The following is a 7118-nucleotide window of genomic DNA, read 5'->3' as shown; positions in this document are numbered from 1 at the left end:
GTACCAACCAATAAGTGATTGTACTTTCAATCCCGGCAGCTACAACAAGCATAATTACAAGCCAAAATGAAGCAGTAATGGTTGATCTTATAAATTGTTTACGCTCTGTTTTTAGTCTGTATCGTGCTGCGCTATCCCAGGTAGTAAGACTATCCAGAATGAGCTTCCCGAACTTCAGACCATATGCTGCAGCAATCAGAATAGCCGGTATCTCTATAATGCCATGTGGTAGTAGACCTTTTACAATAAGAGTAACTATGTCTACTCCCTCCATATTGCGGGAATATACGAGGAATCCAATTATCATCCCATTCATCACCAGAAAGATAACCGGAAAAATACCAAGAAAAACGCCAAGGTAAATGACTAGTATACTTTTGATTGCATTATTGAAGAAGATGAATATAAAGTAACTGAGCTCTACATTATTGCTCTGCTGCAGCTGTTGGGTGACTCCACGCAGTTGTTCTAACTGCTTCTCCAAATATTCCCCTAACGGTACTGCCAGCCATACACCTGCGATAATACCGATAACAAATAAAACAAGCGATACCAGAAGCATCGTTTTGTTGATACGAAGATCATTCCAGAACGTACGTATTGAGAACATGGTTGCTCCTTTCTCCGGTCATATACCTGATTGAATTGATACAGATAAAAAGACAGGGAGGATAGATTCCTTTATCCCTGTCTCTCTATACCTTAGTATTTATTTAACGATATTAAATGGTTATTCAAACATAGTTACTGCTCATATTTCTGAATAACACGTTTAGCAAGTTCTTCATATAGCTGACCAATCTCAGTCTCATTATTGTAGACAGAAGGTGAGAACTCTGGATCGGTCGGCAGATTCTCTGGCGCACCCAGTGGAATCTGAGCAAGCAGTTCCGTATGCAGGTTCTCTGCCAGCATGCCACCGCCGCCTCTGCCAAACACATAGTCTTTCTGCCCATCACGTGTCTGGTAGTATGCCATATTCTCGACAACCCCCAAAATTTCATGATTGGTCTGCAGTGCCATGGCTCCTGCTCTTGCAGCAACATAAGCAGCTGTAGCATGTGGTGTGGTTACCAGGATCTCTTTACTTTGTGGCAGCATTTGGTGCACATCGAGTGCTACATCTCCTGTACCGGGTGGAAGGTCAAGCAGCATATAATCCAATTCTCCCCAATCTACGTCTGCAAAAAATTGACGCAGCATTTTTCCCAGCATCGGTCCACGCCAGATCACAGGGTTATTCTCACGGATGAAGAAGCCCATGGACATGACTTTGACACCAAATCGTTCTACAGGCTGGATACGACCTTCTTCTACAACAGGACCTTCTTCGATTCCCATCATATCAGGTACACTGAATCCATAAATGTCTGCATCAATCACGCCTACTTTTTTGCCAAGTCTAGCAAGGGAAGCAGCCAGGTTGACAGTTACTGTAGATTTTCCGACTCCCCCCTTACCACTCGCTACTGCAATAAAACGTACTCCGGAATTTTCACTGATAATAGAGAGATTCTCCAGACCTGCTGCATGCCCTTTCTGCTCGATCTCTTCATCGGTAGGTGAAGAAGCTTCCTCGGGTGACAATAGACGTCTGACAGCTTCCATTTCAAGATCTGACGGCTCTCTGAATCGAATATGAATATCAATCGGTTGTACAATCTGAAGAGCCTGACGTACTGCCTGCTCTACCGTATCTTTATACTCCTGTCCCAGTTCAATACTGACTACGGTCAATGAGATACGGGTCTCCTTGATCATTACATCCCGTATTAACTGCATTTCCAGGAGTGGGAAATCATACTCTGGGTCTTTAACTTTGCTTAATAGTTCAAGTACATATTCTCTTGATAGCATGAATGGTGCACTCCTTATCAGATCAAATTAATATACCTCTATATATACAGCGTACCCATAATCATTGCCATTATAGCATTGTATACGGTTGCTTAGCGAATGGTTCAGCTGGCCTTCAGATTATCTGTATTCACCAAAACACACCAAAAAGCTCTAATCTCCTGCATATCTACAGGTATTAGAGCTTTCGATCAATTATCTTACTGTGGAATGCGCTCAGCCATACCTTCGATCAGAATCTCCGCAACTTCTGGACGCGTAAATTCAGGTGGTGGACACTTACCTTCTCGAAGTAGCGCTCTTACCTTGGTACCTGACAACGTTAAATGCTGCTCTTTGGGATGTGGGCAGGTTTTACTGGAGGCCATATTACCGCATTTGGTACAGAAGAAGCTATGTTCAAAAAAGAGGGGGGTAATATCGAGTTCCTCTGCTGTAAAGTTGGAGAATATCTCCTGTGCCTCATAGGTTCCATAATAGTCACCTACACCTGCATGATCCCGTCCTACAATAAAGTGAGTACAACCATAGTTTTTACGGACCATAGCATGGAATATAGCTTCTCTCGGTCCTGCATAACGCATAGCTGCTGGGAATACTCCCAGAAAAGCACGATCCTGAGGATAGTAGTTTTCCAGTAATACCAGATAACTGCGCATACGCACATCTGCCGGTACATCATCTGACTTGGTCTCTCCCACCAAAGGATTCAGGAATAACGCATCAACGATCTCCATCGCACTTTTCTGAATATACTCGTGAGCGCGATGAACAGGATTACGAGTCTGAAACCCTACTACTGTTTTCCAGCCTTTATCAGCAAAAATTTGGCGTGTCTGGGAAGGATCATAATAGAATTCACCAAACTTCTCCGGTACAGGACGTTGCAGCACTTGTACCGGCCCACCTACATAAGTAGAAGATCTGCCAAACAGCTTTTTCACGCCTGGATGTTCAGGATCATTGGTGCGGAATACCTGGACAGCTTCTTCATTCTGATCTACCTGATAAATACTACGAACTTCCAATATTCCATAAATGACTTTATCTGTTTCTCCGACCAGAGCAACTTTCTCTCCAATAGCCAATTCGGAAGTGATCGATTCATCCAGGGCAAGGGTAATGGGTATACTCCATACCAGACCATTAGCGAGTCTCATATCTTTTAATACAGAGTGATAGTCCTGTTCTTCCATAAATCCTTCCAATGGAGAAAAGGCACCTACTGCGATCAAATCAAGATCCGATATTGTCCAGGTATTAATAGGTATTTGCTTCCATTGTCTGGCTTGTTCCAATAGTTGTTGTTTTTCGTGTCCTTCTACAAGTCGGTTAATCAGTTGACCGCCATGTGGCAGAATCTTCGTCATCTGGGTCTCTCCCTTATTATGTGATGAGTACTAGCACTTCAATACTGGATCATTTTATACTTATCCGAATAGGCATAGCGGCTAACTATCAGTATTTAGGGTCCATTTACAATTAAAATAAATCATTTATGTGTAGGCCGTTGTTCAGCTGTAAGGGAATAGCATAATGTGTTCTATGAACAACGGCAAAAGTCTGACAAGACTATCGATATTTTATGGGTACTTATTTATGCAAACCGCATTCTGTCTTTTCGGATCCTGCCCAGCGCCCTGCTCGTGGATCTTCACCAGGCATTACCTGACGAGTACACTGTTCACAACCAATACTAGGGTAATGACGATCATGCAGAGGATTATAAATGATATCATTATCGCGAATATACTGCCATACATCTTCTGAAGTCCAATCTGCAATCGGATTAAACTTCATTAATCCAAATTTGTAATCATATTCAACCTTCTTGGCATTGGCACGTGTAGGCGCTTGATCCCGGCGAATACCAGTAATCCATGAATCATATTGGGAAAGGATCCGGGTTAATGGCTCTACTTTACGTATATTGCAGCATGCATTCGGATCCACTGTCCAAAGGGACTCTCCGTGAGCAGCTGCCTGTTCTTCTGGTGTCAGTTTTGGGGCTACTTTGACAAAATTAATACCATACCGTTCTACCATACGATCGCGTGTCTCATACGTTTCTTGAAAATGAAAGTCAGTGTCGAGGTAAAAAATATCTGTAGAAGGGCTTATTGTCTGCAGCATGTCTACAATAACTACATCCTCTGCTCCAAAGCTGCAAGCAAAAGTAAGACTCTCAAAATTATCTACGGCCCAACGAATCACTTGCTCCGCCGATGCATGCTCCAACTCTTCTGCTTTAATTCTAGCCAGCTCTTCCTTCTCCAACAGATTCATATTATTTCCCCCATCTAAATTAGTTTTTTTCAATTTGAAAAAAAGTACTCATGAGCTATTCATTTCTTATTAGGAAGATCGATGAACCGGACTTTACTCATGAATTCCCAACTCACCTAGGACATTAACTTCATAATTACGCAAATTAAATGAGACTTGAATTAAACCGACTAAACAACTAAGAATTATAAGTATATTATAGTGGCTTGTATCTTTCTCTTCAAGACAATATTGAAATTTCTTTTAAAAATATTAAATCAACGAGTAATACTTTCTCATTCGTAATTATATATTTTATTATATGCGGATTTGCGAGGAGATAAGAGTTGTGGATAAATAGCTTGAGAGGATATTTTCTTTATTGGCGTTCCTCTTATACACAGGCTTATACACATATTCCAGGCTACATTTTATTTACTGTATGATTAACAACTTCTCTTTTCCACAGGTTGTATACAATAGTGCATGATTTATCTTTCTAATAACATGCATAGATTTATGATGAGAAGTATAGAACTGAGATTTAATACACAAATAAAAAAGCCTTTCCTCTGCAAGAGAGAAAAGACTTTTGAATGAAAATTAACGTTTGGAGAACTGAGGTGCGCGACGAGCCGCTTTAAGACCGTATTTTTTACGCTCTTTCATACGTGGGTCACGAGTCAGGAATCCAGCTTTTTTCAGGGAACCGCGAAGTTCTGGATCAGCTTTCAGCAATGCACGGGAGATACCGTGACGAATTGCGCCTGCTTGACCAGAGATACCGCCGCCATGAGCCAGTACGATTACATCGTAGCTGCCCAGTGTTTCAGTCAGGTTCAGTGGTTGTTTAACGATCAGTTTGAGAGTTTCCAAACCGAAATATTCATTGATGTCGCGTTTGTTGATGACAATGCGTCCTTCACCCGGTACAAGGCGAACACGTGCTACCGAATGTTTACGACGACCTGTCCCATAGTATTGTACTTGTGCCATGAAACTGTCCTCCTTTTAATTATCCGCGAAGTTCGTAAACTTCTGGTTTTTGTGCTGCATGTGGATGTTCTGCGCCAGCGTATGCTTTCAGACGCAGCTTCATTGCGTTACCTTGACGAGTTTTTGGAAGCATACCGTGTACAGCTGCTTCGATTACACGCTCAGGTTTGTTAGCGAGCAATTCTTGAGCATTCGTCACTTTCAGACCACCTGGGTGCATGGAATGACGATAGTATTTTTTGTCTTGCAGTTTTTTACCAGTCAGGTGAATTTTTTCAGCATTGATTACGATAACGAAATCTCCGCCATCCACGTGAGGTGTGAAAGATGGTTTATGTTTACCGCGGATCAGTGCTGCGGCTTCACTTGCCAGACGGCCAAGTGTTTTACCTTCAGCATCAATAATGTGCCAATTGCGTTCTACTTCACTTGGCTTCGCAATATAGGTCGTGCGCATGAGAAGTTCCTCCTTAGTCTGCTTTTGAAAATTTTCATTTTCATATATGATCGTTCTTTGTTTGTGTTGTTAATACACAATGTTACATTTGTAATAGTTATTGGTTATATCAATTGTAATGTAATTTTCTTAGGGGGCTGTGGGATAGCTCTAAGAAAACACAACTTTTATTTTACAGGATGAATCAGCGTTAAGCAAGCACTATTTAACCTTTTTTCAGACTTTTTTTATTGGATCATTTATCTTGAAAATTAACGTCATCATAGTGTACTCCCCACATCGTTAACGCCTTACTGATAGCGGTAGGACCTGCAGCGCTGCGATCGCATGCTGCAATCATTCCTGGTATGGCATCCGGCTTATGCTTGCCTTCTCCTACCTGAATGAGTGTTCCCATAATAATCCGTACCATGTGCTGTAAAAAGCCATTACCCGTAATATAAAAATGCAGGATTCCCTGGTCTCTTGTATGAGGACGTGTCTGAGAATAATCAATCTCTAGTCTCGTCTCCAGTACCGTACGAATATGGTTCTGCTTTTGGGAATAACGAGAAGCAAATGAAGTGAAGTCATAGGTTCCTACAAAGTGATGAAAAGCTTCTTCCATTGCCTGAACATTCAGTCTAGCCGGATGATGCAGCTGCATATGACGCAAAAATACATCAGCATACTGATTCGCATTGATCGTATACCGGTAAGTTTTGCGCTTGGCAGAGCGCCTGGAATGAAACTCCAGTGGAACATTCTGAGCCCCTGTCACAACAATATCCCTGGGCAGACGGCCGTTAAGGGCCAGAGGCCAGCGATCTGCAGGTATAGGGGAGTCTGTCATAAAGTTAAATACCTGGCCTACTGCATGTACTCCAGCGTCTGTACGCCCTGAGCCATGGATTTTCGGCTTTTCGCCAATAAGAGTTGCTATAGCTTTTTCTAAATGATCTTGTACGGTATTCCCGTCCGGCTGTGTCTGAAAGCCATTATAACGACTTCCATCATAGTTTACGGTCATACATAGATTACGCATGTATCTCACACCTTTATATACACATACAAAGTGAGGGAGCCCCTAGTGGAGCTCCCTCCTTTATCTTGATACCAGTAACTTATCCAGACAGAGAAAAAAAGGGCTTTGTCAGAATCCGATGACCCTGTCCACCCTTCTTTATCTGCATGTTACGCGCGGTCTACCAGTTCAAGGTAAACCATAGGTGCAGCGTCGCCACGACGAGGTCCCAGTTTCAGGATACGAGTGTATCCACCTGGACGCTCTGCATAACGAGTTGCCAGTTCAGAGAACAATTTTTGAATTGCATCTTGTCCACCATCGAGAGATTCGCGACGTACATAAGCAGCTACTTGACGACGAGCATGCAGATCTCCACGCTTGGACAGGGTGATCAGCTTTTCAGCGATAGAACGAAGTTCTTTTGCTTTTGCTTCTGTCGTTTGAATACGCTCATATAAGAACAGGTCAGTTACCATATCACGGAACAGTGCTTTACGAGCGCTGGAGTTGCGACCCAATTTTTGATATGCCATATTG

At 42.4% G+C, this 7118-nt stretch carries 8 protein-coding genes (1 of these 8 cut by a window edge); all 8 read right to left on the bottom strand.

Annotated features, from left to right (window positions below; translation table 11 throughout):
• A protein-coding gene (locus WH46_RS07135; protein ID WP_046226231.1) for a stage II sporulation protein M crosses the window boundary here: on the bottom strand, positions 1–610 show its 5' portion. It extends 8 nt beyond the left edge of the window; 610 of the gene's 618 nt are visible here — the first part of the coding sequence; its start codon is at positions 608–610; the stop codon falls past the left edge of the window.
• Positions 611–744: 134 nt separating this feature from the next.
• Positions 745–1857 (bottom strand): Mrp/NBP35 family ATP-binding protein, encoded by a 1113-nt coding sequence (locus WH46_RS07130; RefSeq protein ID WP_017815395.1) that lies wholly within the window; start codon positions 1855–1857, stop codon positions 745–747.
• 200 nt (positions 1858–2057) lie between these two features.
• Complete coding sequence (gene sat, locus WH46_RS07125) at positions 2058–3227, bottom strand: sulfate adenylyltransferase (RefSeq protein WP_046226230.1); 1170 nt, start codon at positions 3225–3227, stop codon at positions 2058–2060.
• Between the two features lie 223 nt (positions 3228–3450).
• Complete coding sequence (locus WH46_RS07120; protein WP_046226229.1) at positions 3451–4143, bottom strand: phosphoadenylyl-sulfate reductase; 693 nt, start codon at positions 4141–4143, stop codon at positions 3451–3453.
• 582 nt (positions 4144–4725) lie between these two features.
• Positions 4726–5118, bottom strand: coding sequence for a 30S ribosomal protein S9 (gene rpsI / locus WH46_RS07115; protein ID WP_017815392.1), 393 nt, complete (start codon positions 5116–5118; stop codon positions 4726–4728).
• Between the two features lie 19 nt (positions 5119–5137).
• The gene (gene rplM / locus WH46_RS07110) at positions 5138–5575 is read right to left on the bottom strand and encodes a 50S ribosomal protein L13 (RefSeq protein ID WP_017815391.1); all 438 of its coding nucleotides are present in this window, start codon (positions 5573–5575) and stop codon (positions 5138–5140) included.
• A gap of 235 nt (positions 5576–5810) precedes the next feature.
• The gene (gene truA / locus WH46_RS07105; RefSeq protein ID WP_017815390.1) at positions 5811–6599 is read right to left on the bottom strand and encodes a tRNA pseudouridine(38-40) synthase TruA; all 789 of its coding nucleotides are present in this window, start codon (positions 6597–6599) and stop codon (positions 5811–5813) included.
• 149 nt (positions 6600–6748) lie between these two features.
• Positions 6749–7114 carry a 50S ribosomal protein L17 gene (gene rplQ, locus WH46_RS07100; protein ID WP_017815389.1) on the bottom strand — a complete coding sequence of 122 codons (366 nt, stop codon included), beginning with the start codon at positions 7112–7114 and terminating at the stop codon, positions 6749–6751.
• Positions 7115–7118 lie beyond the last annotated feature (4 nt).

It is taken from the genome of Paenibacillus dauci (genome assembly GCF_000971985.1).
GTDB classification, from domain to species: Bacteria; Bacillota; Bacilli; order Paenibacillales; family Paenibacillaceae; genus Saccharibacillus; species Saccharibacillus dauci.
Note: the sequence above shows the minus strand (reverse complement) of the source record. Positions and strands in the feature narration are given on the sequence as shown.

What these genes read in the sequence shown, in the direction of transcription:
- WH46_RS07120 (WP_046226229.1), bottom strand. Translation starts at nt 4,143, where the DNA reads ATGAATCTGTTGGAGAAGGAAGAGCTGGCTAGAATTAAAGCAGAAGAG.
- sat (WP_046226230.1), bottom strand. Translation starts at nt 3,227, where the DNA reads ATGACGAAGATTCTGCCACATGGCGGTCAACTGATTAACCGACTTGTA.
- rplQ (WP_017815389.1), bottom strand. Translation starts at nt 7,114, where the DNA reads ATGGCATATCAAAAATTGGGTCGCAACTCCAGCGCTCGTAAAGCACTG.
- truA (WP_017815390.1), bottom strand. Translation starts at nt 6,599, where the DNA reads ATGCGTAATCTATGTATGACCGTAAACTATGATGGAAGTCGTTATAAT.
- rplM (WP_017815391.1), bottom strand. Translation starts at nt 5,575, where the DNA reads ATGCGCACGACCTATATTGCGAAGCCAAGTGAAGTAGAACGCAATTGG.
- WH46_RS07130 (WP_017815395.1), bottom strand. Translation starts at nt 1,857, where the DNA reads ATGCTATCAAGAGAATATGTACTTGAACTATTAAGCAAAGTTAAAGAC.
- rpsI (WP_017815392.1), bottom strand. Translation starts at nt 5,118, where the DNA reads ATGGCACAAGTACAATACTATGGGACAGGTCGTCGTAAACATTCGGTA.